Source organism: Pseudomonas chlororaphis subsp. piscium (assembly GCF_003850345.1).
Taxonomy (GTDB): Bacteria; Pseudomonadota; Gammaproteobacteria; order Pseudomonadales; family Pseudomonadaceae; genus Aquipseudomonas; species Aquipseudomonas piscium.
This window is the reverse complement of record NZ_CP027707.1, coordinates 5,325,192-5,342,348: the sequence shown is the minus strand read 5'-3', so window position 1 is coordinate 5,342,348 and position 17,157 is coordinate 5,325,192. Positions and strand designations below refer to the sequence as shown.

The window sequence follows — 17,157 nt, the reverse complement described above, 5'->3', positions numbered from 1 at the left end:
ATCGTCCAGATCGCCCGACACTCAATTCAAGGAGCCGCTCGGAACGCCGATGCGCCAAATCTGGAAATCCTTTCGAGCGCTTTATTTCGCCTCGCTGATGATGTTGATCGGCTCGGGCTTACTCAGTACCTACCTGGCGTTGCGCCTGGCCGCCGATCATGTCGACGGGTTATGGGTGGGCGCCTTGATGGCGGCCAACTATTTCGGCCTGGTGCTGGGCGGCAAAATCGGCCACCGCCTGATTGCCCGGGTCGGCCATATCCGCGCCTACGCCACCTGTGCCGGGATCGTCGGCGCGGCGGTGCTGGGGCATGGCCTGGTGGACTGGTTGCCGGCCTGGCTGGTGCTGCGGATGATTGTCGGCCTGGGCATGATGTGCCAGTACATGGTCATCGAAAGCTGGCTCAACGAGCAGGCCGACGTCAAGCAGCGCGGGCTGGTGTTCAGCGGCTACATGATCGCTTCGTATCTGGGGTTGGTCCTGGGGCAGTTGATTCTGGTCATGCACCCGGCCCTCGGGCTTGAATTGCTGATGCTGGTGGCCCTGTGTTTTGCCCTGTGCCTGGTACCGGTGGCCATGACCCGGCGTATTCACCCGGCGCCTTTGCATCCTGCGCCCATGGAGCCGCGCTTCTTTATCAAGCGCGTTCCGCAGTCACTGAGCACGGTGCTCGGGTCGGGGCTGATTGTCGGCTCGTTCTATGGTCTGGCGCCGCTGTATGCATCCCAGCAGGGCTTGAGTACCGAGCAGGTCGGTCTGTTCATGGGCTGCTGCATTTTTGCCGGGCTGGTGGTGCAGTGGCCGCTGGGGTGGCTGTCCGACCGTTATGATCGGGCCCTGCTGATTCGCTGCTTTGCCTGTTTCCTGGCAGTGGCAGCCTTGCCGTTGGCGATTCTGCCTCAGGTGCCGCTGGAGGTGTTGTTCGCCCTGGGGTTCCTGTGTTCGCTGGTGCAGTTCTGCCTGTACCCGCTGGCGGTGGCGTTTTCCAACGACCATGTCGAAGGCGATCGACGGGTCTCGTTGACCGCTATGCTGCTGGTGACCTATGGCGTCGGGGCCAGTGTCGGGCCGTTGGTGGCGGGGGTGCTGATGAAGCTGTTCGGCAGCCAGATGCTCTATGCATTCTTCAGCTTTTTTGCCCTGGTACTGGTCTGGCGCATCCGGCCGAAAGCCGTGACCAACCTGCATCAGGTCGATGATGCGCCGCTGCATCACGTGGCGATGCCGGACAGCATGTCCAGTTCGCCGCTGGTGGCCGCGCTCGACCCGCGGGTCGACGAGCAGGTGGTGCAGGATCAGATGCAGCAGAGCAGCACGCCGGAAGCCGAGGCCCCGGTCGCGACCGAAGATGCTGCGGATGAGGTTGAGGAGCCGCTGGTGAAGCCGGATGAGCCAGGGCAGGATCAGTTCAGTGGGGCCAGGCCCTAGAAATAAAAAAACGGGCAGTCTCCGCAAGGGGCTGCCCGTTTTTTATCGACCCGCGAATCTCAGAGGTCGTCTTTGTCGAAGCGCCGGGCTTCACGTTGCAGCTGGTAGACAAAGCGCTCGACCTGGCGTTGAACCAGGCCGCTCATGTTATGGAAGCGCACGCCGGCGAAAGTCGTGTCGATCTTCTCTTCGTGGTGCAGGTAACGCAGCTCCACTGGCGCAGTCATGCTGCCGAAGGGCAGGGCGGCGATAAAACGCTCGTAGACCTGGCCCAGTTGCAGGCGGCTGGAGATGTCGCCCTCGAAGCGCAGCTTGCAACCGGTGGCGGAGATATCCAGCAGTTTGCCGGCGATCGGCGCCTTGAGTTTTTCACCACCCAGTTCGATGTTGACCAGTTGGGCCAGCTTCAGGGCGGCGCGAAAGGCATTGCGGCGCTGGTGATAGACCACTTCGTCCGGCAGGGTGCCGCGGTAGCAGCGCCCGCCATTGGATTCGTCGATGGTCGGGATGCCGTTGCTTTCCCAGGCGATGCGCACGCCCTCGTGAAAGCCTTCGACGCGAAACGGTTCGCCGGCGAGCATGAAGCGTTCGCCGTCGCGGGGGATCATTTCATCCAGGGCGATCATGTTGCTGTCGCGGTCGACCTCGACCAGATAGCTTTGGAAGCGCTGGCTGCGTTCGTGGAAAGTGATGATCAGCGGGTCATGGCTGTCTTGCAGCAAGCGCAGCGTGGAGTTGATTTCCAAGGGGGTGGTGAGCACCTTGGGTGGCTGCGGCGCATCTTCTGCGTTTACGGCATTGAACACGGTTCATCAATCTCCAGACAAAATACGACTACACGCAAGAGCCGGCATTTTGCCAGCATGTTCCGCGACTTGATAGGGCGCGCTCATCTCTGGGGTCAAGCCTGGCTAAGCGGGCGAGGCTTGGCCAGCTTGGCGGTTGAGCCGCGGGCATCATAGAGGGCTGGAGGCTCGCCACCGGTGAGGATTTTCAATTGATTGGCGGTGGTGGCCTGTTGAACCTGGATCGAACGACCGTTGAGTTCGTTCGCTGCCTGGCAATCGGCAAGCATCTGGGTCAGCACGTCGCTCTGGGCCAGTAACTGGTCGCCAATCGAAGAATGGCTGGCCAGTTGTTCCAGGCCGGTGCGGCTGACAGGAAGATTCAGGCTGGCGAGGATTTCGCTGCGTTTGCGGCCATGCTGCTCGAGCAAAATGATCAGGGCTTGCTTCTGCGCGAGAATATCTTCCAGCAGCGGCATGTCGCGGCCGTGCAGGGCGAGGGATTCTGTGCCCAGCAATTCCAGCAATTGTTGAGCTGGAGCAAAGTCGTCAGTGATCAGTTGCAGCAAATTAGTGTCGTGCATGTATGGCCTTGGGTGTTAAGCGTCCAAAAAACTGGCGCAGGCCTTATTGGCTAGCGCTGGGCTTCGAAATTGAGCAGTTTGCTGGCTACACGGTTGCTGTCGACTTTATAGCTGCCATCGGCAATCGCTTGCTTCAACTCGGCCACGCGGGCGTTGTCGACGGCAGGCTGGTCGCGCAGCTTGTCAGTGATCTTCTGCAACTGTTGAGCCTCATTGCTGAGGTGTACCGACTCCCCGCTGGTGCTGGCCTGTTCGGCTGGAGCGTTCAGCGGCGCGGACTTGTCGGCGTCGCCGGTTTCCTTGCTGGCGCTGGTGCGCGTGCTGCCGGTGAGTGAGGGAGAGCTGTTTAAACGGCTGAAATCGATGACCATGGTAAAAAAACCTCTGGGTATTTGGACGCTTGACTTGTTTTCGGCAATACCCCGGAAAACTTTAGGCTCAAATATCGATAAGCCCGCACGCGCCGCTGTTGCCCTGCATGGGCCACAGTTTAGGGGGCAACAGTGCACAGCGCCAGTCGTCTACATCGCGACTTCCACCTGTCCCGGCGCGGTGACCCGCGCTTTGATGACCCGTTGTGAATTGAGGTTCTTGACCCGTATCTGCTCGCTCATGCCGCCATTGGACAAGGCTTCGCCGGGCATTTTCACGTTCAGCGTGCCGCTGCGGGCAGAGATCACCACCTGATCGCCCTTGCGCACCACTTCCGCCTGTTCCAGGTGAACCAGGGTGACGAGTTGGTCGGCGACCATTGGTCGGACAAGCTTCTGCCCGATGGCCTGGTCCACCGAAGTCAGATAGCCCTGGTTGATCTGGCCGATATCGCGCTCGCGCAGCATCACGTCTTCGGGGCTGATGATGCCGGCGCGTTTGAGTGGCCGGGTGGTGGTCACCACCTCGCGGAACAGCTTGACCTGGGCGGGCACGAACACGGTCCAGGGCGAGGCGCCGTCGCAGCGGACACGAACGGTCACACGTCCCAGCGGTTGCGCCGGGCTTTCCAGGGTCGCTGTCAATTCCTTGTCGCAGTGCGGCATGCGCAGCCGCGGGTCGAGCTGATTGACCTGGATCTCGTAGCGTCCAGGCGTTTGACTGGTTGCCAGATAGTCTTCTACGGTGAATTCAAGAAACCCCTGAGTGACGCCGATAAGTAGATCAGGCAGGGTTACCGAGTCAGCAACGGCAGGATGGCCAGGGTTTACAAAAAACAAAGCCGACAGCCCGTACAGCAATCTGCGGTAGTTTGATGTCAGGCGTCGGGAAAATGTCGTTTTGGCGTTCATAACAGTTAAAAAGCAAGCGCCGTGCCGTTTAGCGATGAGCGCGCGTCGGATCTTAAGCTTTGGGGAGTCTGGGCATGGCTGGTGTAATGGATTCGGTGAACCAGCGCACGCAACTGGTAGGGCAGAATCGCCTTGAGCTGTTGTTGTTCCGTCTCGACGGGCAGCAGCTCTATGGGATCAACGTGTTCAAGGTTCGGGAGGTGCTGCAATGCCCCAAACTGACGTTGATGCCCAAATCCAGTCCTGTGGTGTGCGGTGTCGCGAATATTCGAGGGGCGACCATTCCGATCCTGGACCTGGCGATGGCCACCGGTTCGGGCGGGTTGCAGGATCTGAGCAACCCCTTTGTCATCATCACTGAGTACAACACCAAGACCCAGGGGTTTCTGGTGCGCTCGGTCGAGCGCATCGTCAACATGAACTGGGAGGAGATCCATCCGCCACCCAAGGGGACGGGGCGCGATCACTACCTGACGGCGGTGACGCGGGTCGACAATCAGTTGGTGGAAATCATCGACGTCGAGAAGGTGCTGGCCGAGGTCGCGCCGACGCCCGAGACCATTTCGGTGGGCGTGGTGGATGTCGAGACTCAGCACAAGGCCGTTTCGCTGCGGGTGCTGACGGTCGATGACTCGTCGGTGGCGCGCAAGCAGGTCACGCGTTGCCTGCAGACCGTGGGGGTCGAAGTGGTGGCCCTGAACGACGGCCGACAGGCGCTGGACTACCTGCGCAAGTTGGTCGACGAGGGCAAGAAACCTGAAGAAGAGTTTCTGATGATGATCTCCGACATCGAGATGCCGGAGATGGATGGCTACACCCTCACGGCCGAAATACGCAACGATCCACGCATGCAAAAGCTGCACATCATCCTGCATACTTCGTTGTCAGGTGTATTCAATCAGGCGATGGTGAAGAAGGTCGGTGCCGATGACTTCCTTGCCAAGTTTCGTCCTGATGACCTGGCATCCCGGGTTGTCGACCGGATCAAAGCAGCAGATAACAGCTAGGGATATCCGTCCCTGGCGGTCACACGATTTAAGAGGCGGCATCATTGTCTACGGGTAATTTGGATTTCGAACAGTTCCGGGTGTTCCTGGAAAAAGCCTGTGGGATCTTGCTGGGCGAGAACAAGCAATATCTGGTGTCGAGCCGTCTCAACAAACTGATGGAACAGCAAGGCATCAAATCCCTCGGTGAGCTGGTTCAGCGCATTCAGACCCAGCCGCGCAGCGGTTTGCGGGAGATGGTGGTCGATGCCATGACCACCAACGAGACCCTGTGGTTTCGCGACACCTATCCATTCGAGGTGTTGAAGAACAAGGTCTTGCCGGAGGCGATCAAGGCCAGCCCGAACCAGCGCTTGCGCATCTGGTCGGCGGCCTGTTCCTCGGGGCAGGAGCCCTATTCGTTGTCCATGTCGATCGACGAGTTCGAGAAGGCCAACATGGGGCAACTGAAGATGGGGGTGCAGATCGTTGCCACCGACCTGTCCGGGACCATGCTGAACAACTGCAAGACCGGCGAGTACGACAGCCTGGCGATCGGTCGCGGTTTGTCGGCCGACCGCCTGCAGCGCTATTTCGACCCCAAGGGGCCGGGACGCTGGGTGGTCAAGGCGCCGATCAAGAGCCGGGTCGAGTTCCGCTCGTTCAACCTGCTGGACAGCTATGCCAGCCTGGGCAAATTCGACATCGTGTTCTGCCGCAATGTGCTGATCTACTTCTCCGCCGAGGTGAAGAAGGACATCCTGATGCGCATTCACAGCACTCTGAAACCAGGTGGTTACCTGTTTCTTGGGGCTTCCGAAGCGCTCAATGGATTGCCCGACCACTACCAGATGGTCCAGTGCAGCCCTGGGATCATTTACCAGGCGAAGTAAGATTGTCGCTGTTGAAAAGAGAGGCCTTCGGGCCTCTTTTTTTGTGCCCGAGATTCCGCCGGCAGCGCAGGGCGGCAATGACGACATTGCCGCTTTGCTGACGTTTCGCGGAAATGCCTTGCCGCTTTTCTGGCATTGCCGCTTTGCCGCTGCCGGCAAAGCCTTGATTTACGGGGCTGGAGCACTTGGCACGCAGCTTGCTATGTCCAGCTTACGAAAAATCTGGTCGAAGGTTTCCCGATATGAGCATCAGCTTCGATAAAGCGCTCGGCATTCATGAGCAGGCCCTTGGCTTTCGCGCCAAGCGTGCCGAGGTGCTGGCCAACAACATCTCCAACGCCGACACCCCGAACTACAAGGCTCGGGATCTGGACTTCTCCGCCGTGCTCGCCGAGCAGAACGAGAAAGCCAAGAACGGCACCTTTGCCCTGAACATGACCAACAGCCGGCACATCGAAGCCGAAGGCCTGAGCAGCGGCAACGAGTCGTTGCTGTACCGCACGCCGATGCAGCCGTCGATCGACCAGAACACCGTGGATGCCCAACTGGAACAGTCGAACTATGCCGAGAACTCGGTGAACTTCCAGGCCAGCTTCACGCTGCTCAACAGCAAATTCAAAGGGCTGGTGTCAGCCCTGCGCGGAGAGTAATCCATGTCCCTCGCCAGTGTTTTCAATATTGCCGGTAGCGGCATGAGTGCCCAGACCACTCGCTTGAACACCGTCGCCAGTAACATCGCCAACGCCGAGACGGTCTCTTCGAGCATCGATCAGACCTACCGTGCGCGCCATCCGGTGTTCGCCACCATGTTCCAGGGTGCGCAAAGCGGTGGCAGCGAGTCGCTGTTCCAGAACCAGGACGCGGCCGGTCAGGGCGTTCAGGTGCTGGGCGTGGTCGAGGACCAGAGCAACCTCGAGGCGCGTTACGAGCCTAACCACCCGGCCGCCGACGCCAAGGGGTATGTCTACTACCCCAACGTCAACGTGGTGGAAGAAATGGCCGACATGATTTCCGCCAGCCGCTCGTTCCAGACCAACGCAGAAATGATGAACACCGCCAAAACCATGATGCAGAAGGTCCTGACCCTCGGTCAGTGATAAGGGGCGACTCAGATGAGTGTTACCGATACCACCAGTGGCCTGACGCTCAAGGAGATCCTTGCGAACTCCGCGAAGAAGACCCCGACCACCAGCAATGATGGCCTGGCGGCGGCCACCAATAGCGTCAAGGGCAAAAATGAGCTGGGCAAGGACGCGTTCCTGAAGCTGCTGGTGACCCAGCTGAAAAACCAGAACCCGCTGGACCCTCAGGACAACAGTGCGTTCGTTGCCCAGTTGGCGCAGTTCTCCACCCTGGAAGGGATCACCACCCTCAATACCTCGGTGAACTCCATCACTGGCAACTACAAGTCGTCCCAGGCCCTGCAGGCTTCGTCCCTGGTGGGGCGTTCGGTGATCGTCCAGACCGGTACCACCCAGGTCGACACCACCAAGAGCATGACCGGTTCGGTGACTGTGCCTACCGGCGTCAGCGGTGTCACCGTGACCATCACCGACAAGGATGGCAAGGCGGTCAAGACCATCGACCTGGGGAGTCAGAAGGCCGGCAGCACCAGCTTCGTCTGGGACGGTACCAAGACCGACGGCACCAAGGCCGATCCGGGCAACTATACCTTCAAGGCCAGCACAAAGATCGATGGCAAGGCGACCGACCTGGTCACTTACCTGCCTGCGACGGTCAACAGCGTCACCATCAGCCAGACCGGCGGTGAGCTGATGTTGAACCTCGCAGGACTGAGCAGCCCCGTGGCGCTCTCCAAAGTTCAAACCATTGGTATCTAGAGCCGACTAACGCGGCACAAGGAGTGGAATATGTCTTTTAATATTGGCCTTAGCGGTCTCTATGCTGCCAACAAGCAACTGGACGTGACCGGCAACAACATTGCCAACGTGGCGACCGCCGGCTTCAAATCGTCCCGTGCCGAATTCGCCGACGTCTACTCGGCCACCAAATTGGGCTCCGGCAGCAAGACCATAGGTAATGGCGTGCGCCTGGCCAACGTTTCCCAGCAGTTCGGCCAGGGCGACGTGAACAACACCGGCAACGTACTGGACATGGGTATCCAGGGTTCGGGTTTCTTCGTGCTGAGCGACAACGGCTCGCTGACCTACACCCGCGCCGGTACCTTCAAGACCGACAAGGACGGCTACATCACCAACACCGATGGCACTGCCCGTCTGCAAGGTTATGCGGTCGATGCCAATGGCAAGATCGTCAACGGCGTGCTGACCGACCTGCGTATCGACACCTCGAACCTGTCGCCGAAGTCCACCAGTTCGGTGTCCTCGACCATCAACCTGAACTCCACCGAAAAGGTCATTGACCAGAGCGTGACAGGTTTTGCTTTCGATCCGACCAAGGTGGAAACCTACACCAAGCAGTTCAGCACACCGATCTATGACAGCCAGGGCAACGAGCACAAGCTGGACCAGTACATGGTGAAAACCGGTGCCAACACCTGGAAGACCTACACCCTGGTCGATGGTCGTAACCTCGATGGCTCCGCTCCGACCACCACCGGCGCTACGGCTCCAGTCGCATCGACCATGAGTTTTGACTCCGCCGGCAAACTGGTTTCGGTCATCACTCCGCCTGCCACTACGCCTAATCCGGGCAATAACCTGACCCTGGCGGGCTGGGTACCTGGCACTGTGACCAACGGTACGTGGAAGGCCAACGGTGCCAGCGCCAATGCCAGCGGCGTGACCATCTCCATGACCAGTACCACTCAGTTCAACGCCGATACCGCGCGTTCGCTGCCGGTGCAGGACGGTTACGCCACTGGCCAGATCACCAACCTGACCATCGACGGCACCGGTACTCTGTTCGCCAACTTCAGCAACAGCCAGAACAAGGCCATCGGCCAGATTTCCCTGGCCAGCTTCACCAACGAACAAGGCTTGCAGCCGGTAGGCGGCACCAGTTGGAGAGAAACCTACGCTTCGGGCGTACCGGGCTACGATGCTCCTGAAACCGGCACCCTGGGTTCGATCGTGTCCAACTCCCTGGAAGAGTCGAACGTCAACCTGACCAACGAGCTGGTGGACCTGATCAAGGCCCAGAGCAACTACCAGGCGAACGCCAAGACCATCTCCACCCAGAGCACCATCATGCAGACCATTATTCAGATGACCTGATAATGGCTGGCTGACAGCGCTAAAAAAAGCCCCTCACCGCAGGGGCTTTTTTGTGCCTGCACGGTTCATCGACCACGGCCCGCTTCTGTAGGAGCGAAGCTTGCTCGCGATGAGGGATATGGCATGCGGAGGAGGCGTATCGGTCCTGCCGCGGCTGCCTGGTCCGCAGGGCTGTTCGGCTGGTCCATTCCCGTGAAACTGACGATGGGAACTTCTGGCAAGTCGCCTGCAACAGGTTGTGGGAGGGTTTCGTCCTCGAGTGCCGTCCTGTTGCTTTGGTGGTGCTGTGGATTTTTCCCAGGCAAAAGAAAACCCCCGGCAGGCCAGGGGCCTGTCGGGGGTTCGGATAAGCGCCGGGAGGCGCCTATCGGCTCAGCTTATTGGCAAGCTTCGCAATCCGGCTCGTCGATGGCGCAAGCCTTCGGCACTGGAGCAGGACCGGCTGGAGCCGCCAGGACCGAGTCGTCACCGTGGTTGCCGCCGCTGGAAACAGCGTTCAGCTTGCCGGTGTTGATGGTCGACTTCTCGGTGCTGGTCGCGGCCAGGGCACGGAGGTAGTAAGTGGTTTTCAGGCCACGGTACCAGGCCATGCGGTAGGTCACGTCGAGCTTCTTGCCCGAAGCGCCGGCGATGTAGAGGTTCAGCGACTGAGCCTGGTCGATCCACTTCTGGCGGCGGCTGGCGGCGTCGACGATCCACTTGGTTTCCACTTCGAAGGCAGTCGCGTAGAGCTCCTTGAGTTCTTGCGGGATGCGCTCGATCTGCTGCACGGAACCGTCGTAGTACTTCAGGTCGTTGATCATGACCGAGTCCCACAGACCGCGAGCCTTGAGGTCGCGAACCAGGTACGGGTTGATCACGGTGAATTCGCCCGAAAGGTTCGATTTCACATACAGGTTCTGGTAGGTCGGTTCGATCGACTGCGACACGCCGGTGATGTTGGCGATGGTCGCGGTCGGAGCGATGGCCATGATGTTGGAGTTACGAATACCTTTCTGTACACGGGCGCGCACCGGTGCCCAGTCCAGGGTTTCGTTCAGGTCGACATCGATGTACTTCTGGCCACGGGATTCGATCAGGATTTGTTGCGAATCCAGCGGCAGGATACCTTTGGACCACAGCGAACCCTGGAACGTCTCGTAGGCGCCACGCTCGTCGGCCAGGTCGCAGGAAGCCTGGATCGCGTAGAAGCTCACCGCTTCCATGGACTTGTCGGCGAAGTCGACGGCGGCATCGGAACCGTAAGGGATGTGCTGCAGGTACAGCGCGTCCTGGAAGCCCATGATGCCCAGACCGACCGGACGGTGCTTGAAGTTGGAGTTCTTCGCCTGCGGTACCGAGTAGTAGTTGATGTCGATCACGTTATCGAGCATGCGCACGGCGGTGTTCACGGTGCGTTGCAGCTTGGCGGTGTCCAGCTTGCCGTCGACGATGTGGTTCGGCAGGTTGATCGAGCCCAGGTTGCAAACGGCGATCTCGTCCTTGTTGGTGTTCAAGGTGATCTCGGTGCACAGGTTCGAGCTGTGGACCACGCCCACGTGCTGCTGCGGGCTGCGCAGGTTGCACGGGTCCTTGAAGGTCAGCCAAGGGTGGCCGGTTTCGAACAGCATGGACAGCATCTTGCGCCACAGGTCTTTGGCCTGGATGGTCTTGAACAGCTTGATCTTGCCGTATTCGCACAGGGCTTCGTAGTACTCGTAGCGCTCTTCGAAGGCCTTGCCGGTCAGGTCGTGCAGGTCCGGCACTTCCGATGGCGAGAACAGGGTCCACTTGCCGTCATCGAAGACACGCTTCATGAACAGGTCAGGGATCCAGTTGGCGGTGTTCATGTCGTGGGTACGACGACGATCGTCACCGGTGTTCTTGCGCAGTTCGATGAATTCTTCGATGTCCATGTGCCAGGTTTCCAGGTAGGCACATACAGCGCCTTTGCGCTTGCCACCCTGGTTCACGGCTACGGCGGTGTCGTTCACCACTTTCAGGAACGGCACGACGCCCTGGGACTTGCCATTGGTGCCCTTGATGTAGGAACCCAGCGCACGCACCGGAGTCCAGTCGTTGCCCAGGCCGCCGGCGAATTTCGACAGCATGGCGTTGTCGTGGATGGCGCCGTAGATGCCCGACAGGTCGTCCGGCACGGTGGTCAGGTAGCAGCTCGACAGCTGTGGACGCAGGGTACCGGCGTTGAACAGGGTCGGGGTCGAAGCCATGTAGTCGAAGGACGACAGCAGGTTGTAGAACTCGATGGCACGGTCTTCTTTCTGCTTCTCTTCGATCGCCAGGCCCATGGCCACGCGCATGAAGAAGATCTGTGGCAGTTCGAAGCGCACGCCGTCCTTGTGAATGAAGTAACGGTCGTACAGGGTCTGCAGACCCAGGTAAGTGAACTGCTGGTCGCGCTCGTGGTTGATCGCCTTGCCGAGTTTTTCCAGGTCGAAGTCGGCCAGCACAGGGTTCAGCAGTTCGAACTCGATGCCTTTGGCGACGTAGGCCGGCAGTGCCTTGGCGTACAGGTCAGCCATCTCGTGGTGAGTGGCGCTCTCGGCCACTTCCAGGAAGCTCAGGCCTTCGGCACGCAGGGTGTCCATCAGCAGGCGGGCGGTCACGAACGAGTAGTTCGGCTCGCGCTCTACCAGGGTGCGCGCGGTCATCACCAGGGCGGTGTTGACGTCCTTGAGCGCTACGCCGTCGTAGAGGTTCTTCAGGGTTTCGCGCTGGATCAGGTCGCCGTCGACTTCTTCCAGGCCTTCGCAGGCTTCGGTGACGATGGTGTTCAGGCGGCCCATGTCCAGAGGCGCGAAGCTGCCGTCGGTACGGGTGATACGGATCGACGGGTGAGCCTGCACCGGCTCTTCGCCTGGGGTGCGGGTGGCGCGCTCTTTGGCGCGCGAGTCACGGTAGATCACGTAGTCGCGGGCAACTTTCTGCTCGCCGGCGCGCATCAGGGCCAGTTCGACCTGGTCCTGGATCTCTTCGATGTGGATGGTGCCGCCCGAAGGCATGCGACGCTTGAAGGTGGCGGTGACCTGTTCGGTCAGGCGAGCGACGGTGTCGTGGATTCGCGACGAAGCGGCAGCGGTGCCGCCTTCAACTGCGAGAAACGCTTTGGTGATGGCGACGGTGATTTTGTCATCGGTGTAAGGAACGACAGTGCCGTTACGCTTGATCACTCGCAGTTGGCCAGGCGCGGTGGCAGCCAGATCCAGGTTGGAATCGGCAGCCTGCGGCGCTTTGGCCTGCGGGTTCTCGCGAGTTGTGTCGGTTTGCATGGGTGTCTCCACGTTCTCTATGTTTGTTTGGGCACCCTTTGGGTGCCCACCGTTCCGTCCTGAAGCACTACAACCGGCGCACGCCGGGCATAACGACTTCGGGACAGTTCAGGAAGGGGGCTGTTGGCGCCGCTTCCATGCCGAAGTCATAGGCCGCGAGCCAGTGGCTCGTGACCGTATTCCTGGTGGGTGACAGTCATGTACTGCAACACCCGTACCGTTTTCCTTGCCGTGGGCTGGAAAACCGCAGCCATCCGCACGCGCGGTTTGGCTTCTGAAAATCCGATTGGTTCCACCAAACGAGTGCAAGAAAAGCGCTTGAGTTTCTTGTCTGATTTGTGTTTGGTTTTTGGCCTGAAACCCTAGATGTAGGGTTTTTTTGCGGCCGAGCTACAAGATAATGCGTTTTTGGGGGTGATTGCAACGTACAGCCTGTGGATAAGGTTGTGCGTAAATTGTGTATGAAGCAGGTAAACCTCACGCAGGCCGCAGCAGGGCTGGATCCTACCGTTTGTCACTGTTTTTTACCCTGCAAAACTGCCCGGGGCGGATTTTTGCGGGCGCGAACCCTATCACAAAAAAACGCCTTTACCGAGTGCATTCAGCGCCTTGTGTTCACGGCCTTTGCCGTTGCTACAATCGGGCCTTCCAGAGATTGTTTTATCCATCTCACATTACAAAAAGACGGGCGGATTCTTCCTGAGCCCGTATCTGGCAAGCAGAGGTCACTGTGGAGCAAGAAACGTGGCAGATATTGATCGTCGAGGACGATCAGCGACTGGCCGAGTTGACCTGTGAATATCTGCAGAGCAACGGACTGCGCGTCGCCATCGAGGGCAATGGCGCCCTGGCCGCGGCGCGGATCATTGCCGAACAACCCGATCTGGTGATCCTCGACCTGATGCTGCCCGGCGAGGATGGCCTGAGCATTTGCCGCAAGGTCCGCGACCGTTACGACGGACCGATCCTGATGCTGACCGCGCGCACTGACGACATGGACCAGGTGCTGGGGCTGGACACCGGTGCCGACGATTACGTGTGCAAGCCGGTCCGTCCGCGTCTGTTGCTGGCCAGGATCCAGGCCCTGTTGCGGCGTAGCGAACCCGTGGAAGGCGTCGCACCGGAGAAGTCCCGGCGCCTGCAATTCGGCCCTCTGGTGGTGGACAGCGCCTTGCGCGAAGCCTGGCTGCACGATGCCGGTATCGAGTTGACCAGCGCCGAGTTCGACCTGCTCTGGCTGCTGGTGGCCAACGCCGGGCGCATTCTGTCCCGCGAGGAAATCTTCACCGCCCTGCGCGGCATCGGCTATGACGGCCAGGACCGTTCCATCGATGTGCGCATTTCACGAATCCGCCCGAAAATCGGCGACGACCCGGAACACCCGCGGCTGATCAAGACCATCCGCAGCAAGGGTTATCTGTTCGTCCCCGAAGCCGCTGCCGACCTGTCGTCGTGAACTCCATATTCCTGCGCATCTACGGCGGCATGTGCGCCGCCCTGATTCTGGTGGCGCTGTTGGGCGTGCTGGCGCTGCACCTGCTCAACCAGGTGCGCAGCGAGCAATACCGCGAGCGCCTGGCCCACGGCACGTTCTCGCTGATGGCCGACAACCTGCAACCCATGAGCGAAATCGAGCGCCGCCGCGCCCTGGCGGTGTGGGAGCGCCTGTTGGGCATCCCGCTGACCCTGCAAACCTTCACCCAGACCGGCCTCGACCTCGGGCAGCGCAACCGCGTGCTGCGCGGCCAGGCCCTGGTGGAGCAGACCGGGCCTTACGCGGCGCGGGTCTATCGTCTGGTCAGCGAGTCGGAACAACTGCTGCTGACCGGTGAGGTGCAGCAGATCAGCGAACAATTGGCGCGGGCGACTATTTATCTGTTGGCCGACGAGTTGGTGCGCTTTCCGGTGGCCGAGCAGCCGGAACGCTTGGCGGCGCTGAAAAAGGACAAGGGCTTCGGTTTCGACATGCACCTGGTCACCCAGGACGATGCGGACATGGACGAGGACCAGCGCCGCCGAGTTTCCGAAGGCGACACGGTGATGGCCCTGGGTAAGGGCGGCGACTCGATCCGTGTATTCGCGGGCATGGTGGGCACCCCCTGGGTGCTGGAAATTGGCCCGCTGTACCAGATGAATCCCTACCCGCCGCAATGGTTGGTGTTGATCGCGGTGCTGGGCTTGAGCCTGATCGGTTTGATCGTCTATTTATTGGTGCGCCAGCTGGAGCGACGCTTGCGTGGCCTGGAATCGGCGGCCACGCGCATTGCCAAAGGCAGTCTGGAAGCCCGGGTGCCGGCCGGTGGCGCCGACTCCGTGGGGCGGCTGGCGGCGGCCTTCAATGGCATGGCCGAGCACTTGCAGCGCTTGCTGGCGATCCAGCGCGAGCTGGTGCGCGCGGTGTCCCACGAGTTGCGCACACCGGTGGCGCGCCTGCGCTTCGGCCTGGAGATGATCGGCTCGGCGACGACGCCCCAGGCCCGGGACAAGTACATGGAGGGTATGGACAACGATATCCAGGACCTCGACCGGCTGGTGGACGAAATGCTCACCTATGCGCGGCTGGAGCAGGGCTCGCCGGCGCTGAACTTCCAGCGCATCGATCTGGACGCTCTGATCAACCAGGTGATCAGCGAACTGGCGCCGTTGCGGGCGCAGGTCAAGGTGCAGCGCGGTTCGTGCCTGTCCGCGGCGGATTGCGATGGCGCCTGGGTCGAGGCCGAGCCGCGCTACCTGCATCGGGCGTTGCAGAACCTGGTGAGCAACGCTATGCGCCACGCCGAGTCGCAGGTGCTGGTCAGTTACCAGGTGGGGCAGATGCGTTGCCGGGTCGACGTCGAGGACGATGGCCCGGGGGTTCCGGAAAGCGCCTGGGAACGGATCTTCACCCCGTTCCTGCGCCTGGATGACAGCCGTACCCGGGCTTCGGGCGGTCATGGCCTGGGCTTGTCGATCGTGCGGCGGATCATTCACTGGCACGACGGCCGGGCGTTGATCAGCAGGAGCAAGACCCTCGGTGGTGCCTGTTTCAGCCTGAGCTGGCCACGGCATCAGGATAAAGGTTGAGGGCTTTCGATCAGGTTCGTCCGGGCATCAAGCCCGGATGCTGACCAGACTCAGCAGGTGCCCGTCCTGCACGGCGAACTGCGCATCCAGCTCGCTGCCACTGCGCCACTCGCTGGACAGGTCGGTCAGCAGGCGCAGGCGGACCTGGCCACTGCCTGTCCACTCCAGCACTTCGGCGTGTTCGAAATAGAAGCGTTGCTGGACGATCGGGTACAGCGCCTTGAACAGGCTTTCCTTCACCGAAAAGGTCAGGGTGACCCAGAGCGCCAGTTGCTCGCGCGGGGCGGCGGCCATGCGCTGCATTTCGGCCGGGATGAGGATTTCCCCCGCCAGGCGTTCCGCCCGTTCGATGTTGAGCAGGTTCTCCAGGTCCATGCCCAGCCCGCGCCAATGCTCCTTGCGCGCGACGATCGCCGCGGCGCGCCCGGTGCTGTGGGTGATCGAGCCGCAGATGTGCGCTGGCCAGACTGGTGCCCGGTCTTCGCCGATTGGTGGAATGCAGTCCAGGCCGTCCAGGCGTTGCAGAGCGGCGCGGGCGCAGAAGCGCCCGGCGAGAAACTCGGCCTGCCGTTTCGCCACCGAACGTTGAATGCTTGCGGGCGGCTCGATGGCACTGAGCTGGAAGTCGTCGCTGGCCAGGCGCGAAGCATCGAAATGGGTGCCGAGCAGGACGGTGTCCGGCAGGGCATCGGGCAGCGGCCACTGGTCGTCGAGTGGGGAGCAGCAGGCGGGGAGGGTAGGGATGAGATTCATGCCAGGCATTTTGCCGGGTTGTAAGGCTGGAGGGTAGCCTGGCAACCGTCGGCCTTGATGCCGCCACCCCGGGAGTTGAGGGCCCGGGGCGGTCGGCGCGGAGTCAGTCGAACAGTTTCTTGAAGAGCGCCTGCATGTCCGCCCACGAGCGTTCATCGGCGGCCTTGTTGTAGCCGATGTCCAGCCCGCCATGTTCGCCGTGGCTCAGGCGGTCGGCATCCGGATTGCTGAAGCTGTGTTTGGCGCCCTCGAGGTTGACGAACTGGTAGTCGGCGCCGGCCTTGTCCATTTCCGCCTTGAAGGCGCTGACGTTATCGGCGGTGACCATGCTGTCGAGGGCGCCGTGTTCGACGAGGATTTTCGCCTTGACGCTGCCTGGAGTGGCGGGGGTGTTGGTGACCAGGGCGCCATGGAAACTCACTACCCCGAGCAGCGGCAGGCCCTGGCGCGCCGCGTCCAGCACCACCTTGCCGCCAAAGCAGTAGCCGATCGCGGCCAGCTTGTCCGGGTTGGTCTGTGGCTGCTTCTTCAGCAGGTTGAGCCCGGCCTTGAAGCGCGCGTTGGCGGCGGCACTGTCTTTCGAGGCGGCCTGCATGAAGGCCATGGCGTCTTTCGGGTGCTCAGTGTGCTTGCCGTCGCCGTACATATCGATGGCCAGGGCGCTGTAGCCCAAGGCCGCGAGATCCCGGGCCCGGCGTTTGGCGTAGTCGTTCAGGCCCCACCATTCATGCACCACCACGACTCCGGGACGTGGCCCTTGCAGGGCGTCGTCATAGGCGTAGTAGCCGATGAAGCGAATGCCGTCGGGGCCCTGGTAGGGAATTTCCTGGGTCTTGATGGCCGCCTGGCTCAAGCCGCAGAAAGCCAACAACAAGCAAGCGAAAAGCGCGCGCATGGTCCGTTCTCCTTTAAAAG

At 60.8% G+C, this 17,157-nt stretch carries 17 protein-coding genes; 10 read left to right on the top strand and 7 right to left on the bottom strand.

From position 1 onward, the window contains the following. Positions 1-49 precede the first annotated feature (49 nt). Entirely contained in the window at positions 50-1,429 is a 1,380-nt protein-coding gene (locus C4K38_RS23985; protein WP_053280467.1) for an MFS transporter, read from the top strand. Positions 1,430-1,488: 59 nt separating this feature from the next. Here C4K38_RS23985 and C4K38_RS23980 read toward each other — a convergent pair whose 3' ends face one another. The 4 genes from C4K38_RS23980 to flgA all read right to left on the bottom strand — a co-directional run bounded on the left by C4K38_RS23980 (position 1,489) and on the right by flgA (position 4,081). Continuing rightward, positions 1,489-2,235: a flagellar brake protein gene (locus tag C4K38_RS23980; RefSeq protein WP_053280466.1), complete on the bottom strand. Its 747-nt coding sequence runs from the start codon at positions 2,233-2,235 to the stop codon at positions 1,489-1,491. A 95-nt stretch (positions 2,236-2,330) separates the two neighbouring features. Beyond that, positions 2,331-2,798 (bottom strand): flagella synthesis protein FlgN, encoded by a 468-nt coding sequence (locus C4K38_RS23975; RefSeq protein ID WP_053280465.1) that lies wholly within the window; start codon positions 2,796-2,798, stop codon positions 2,331-2,333. 50 nt (positions 2,799-2,848) lie between these two features. After that, a complete protein-coding gene (flgM, locus tag C4K38_RS23970; RefSeq protein ID WP_009045139.1) occupies positions 2,849-3,169 on the bottom strand; it encodes a flagellar biosynthesis anti-sigma factor FlgM in 321 nt (106 codons plus the stop codon). 150 nt (positions 3,170-3,319) lie between these two features. Then, a complete protein-coding gene (gene flgA, locus C4K38_RS23965) occupies positions 3,320-4,081 on the bottom strand; it encodes a flagellar basal body P-ring formation chaperone FlgA (RefSeq protein ID WP_053280464.1) in 762 nt (253 codons plus the stop codon). 74 nt (positions 4,082-4,155) lie between these two features. Here flgA and C4K38_RS23960 point away from each other — a divergent pair, with 74 nt between their 5' ends. The 6 genes from C4K38_RS23960 to flgE all read left to right on the top strand — a co-directional run bounded on the left by C4K38_RS23960 (position 4,156) and on the right by flgE (position 9,157). Continuing rightward, a complete protein-coding gene (locus tag C4K38_RS23960; protein WP_007921626.1) occupies positions 4,156-5,088 on the top strand; it encodes a chemotaxis protein CheV in 933 nt (310 codons plus the stop codon). A 44-nt stretch (positions 5,089-5,132) separates the two neighbouring features. Then, positions 5,133-5,960: a protein-glutamate O-methyltransferase CheR gene (cheR, locus tag C4K38_RS23955; protein ID WP_025805695.1), complete on the top strand. Its 828-nt coding sequence runs from the start codon at positions 5,133-5,135 to the stop codon at positions 5,958-5,960. A 242-nt stretch (positions 5,961-6,202) separates the two neighbouring features. Continuing rightward, positions 6,203-6,610 carry a flagellar basal body rod protein FlgB gene (flgB, locus tag C4K38_RS23950; RefSeq protein ID WP_025805694.1) on the top strand — a complete coding sequence of 136 codons (408 nt, stop codon included), beginning with the start codon at positions 6,203-6,205 and terminating at the stop codon, positions 6,608-6,610. A 3-nt stretch (positions 6,611-6,613) separates the two neighbouring features. Continuing rightward, complete coding sequence (gene flgC / locus C4K38_RS23945; RefSeq protein WP_007921629.1) at positions 6,614-7,057, top strand: flagellar basal body rod protein FlgC; 444 nt, start codon at positions 6,614-6,616, stop codon at positions 7,055-7,057. A gap of 15 nt (positions 7,058-7,072) precedes the next feature. Then, the gene (flgD, locus tag C4K38_RS23940; protein WP_053280463.1) at positions 7,073-7,801 is read left to right on the top strand and encodes a flagellar hook assembly protein FlgD; all 729 of its coding nucleotides are present in this window, start codon (positions 7,073-7,075) and stop codon (positions 7,799-7,801) included. 30 nt (positions 7,802-7,831) lie between these two features. Beyond that, a complete protein-coding gene (gene flgE, locus C4K38_RS23935; RefSeq protein ID WP_053280462.1) occupies positions 7,832-9,157 on the top strand; it encodes a flagellar hook protein FlgE in 1,326 nt (441 codons plus the stop codon). 377 nt (positions 9,158-9,534) lie between these two features. Here the strand turns inward: flgE and C4K38_RS23930 are convergent, their stop codons facing one another. Further along, a complete protein-coding gene (locus C4K38_RS23930) occupies positions 9,535-12,426 on the bottom strand; it encodes a ribonucleoside-diphosphate reductase subunit alpha (RefSeq protein WP_053280461.1) in 2,892 nt (963 codons plus the stop codon). 198 nt (positions 12,427-12,624) lie between these two features. On the opposite strand from C4K38_RS23930, the gene C4K38_RS32405 reads away from it, so the two are divergent. From C4K38_RS32405 to C4K38_RS23920, 3 genes are all read left to right on the top strand, one after another. Continuing rightward, a complete protein-coding gene (locus tag C4K38_RS32405; protein WP_155274260.1) occupies positions 12,625-12,792 on the top strand; it encodes a hypothetical protein in 168 nt (55 codons plus the stop codon). Between the two features lie 364 nt (positions 12,793-13,156). After that, positions 13,157-13,882, top strand: coding sequence for a winged helix-turn-helix domain-containing protein (locus C4K38_RS23925; protein WP_053280460.1), 726 nt, complete (start codon positions 13,157-13,159; stop codon positions 13,880-13,882). Further along, positions 13,879-15,489, top strand: a complete 1,611-nt coding sequence (locus tag C4K38_RS23920) for an ATP-binding protein (protein WP_025805689.1) — start codon at positions 13,879-13,881, stop codon at positions 15,487-15,489. Before C4K38_RS23925 ends, C4K38_RS23920 begins: the two co-directional genes overlap by 4 nt. 27 nt (positions 15,490-15,516) lie before the next feature. Here the strand turns inward: C4K38_RS23920 and C4K38_RS23915 are convergent, their stop codons facing one another. Beyond that, positions 15,517-16,242: a 4'-phosphopantetheinyl transferase family protein gene (locus C4K38_RS23915; protein WP_053280459.1), complete on the bottom strand. Its 726-nt coding sequence runs from the start codon at positions 16,240-16,242 to the stop codon at positions 15,517-15,519. A gap of 103 nt (positions 16,243-16,345) precedes the next feature. Then, positions 16,346-17,137: a dienelactone hydrolase family protein gene (locus tag C4K38_RS23910; RefSeq protein ID WP_053280458.1), complete on the bottom strand. Its 792-nt coding sequence runs from the start codon at positions 17,135-17,137 to the stop codon at positions 16,346-16,348. Between the last annotated feature and the right edge of the window lie 20 nt (positions 17,138-17,157).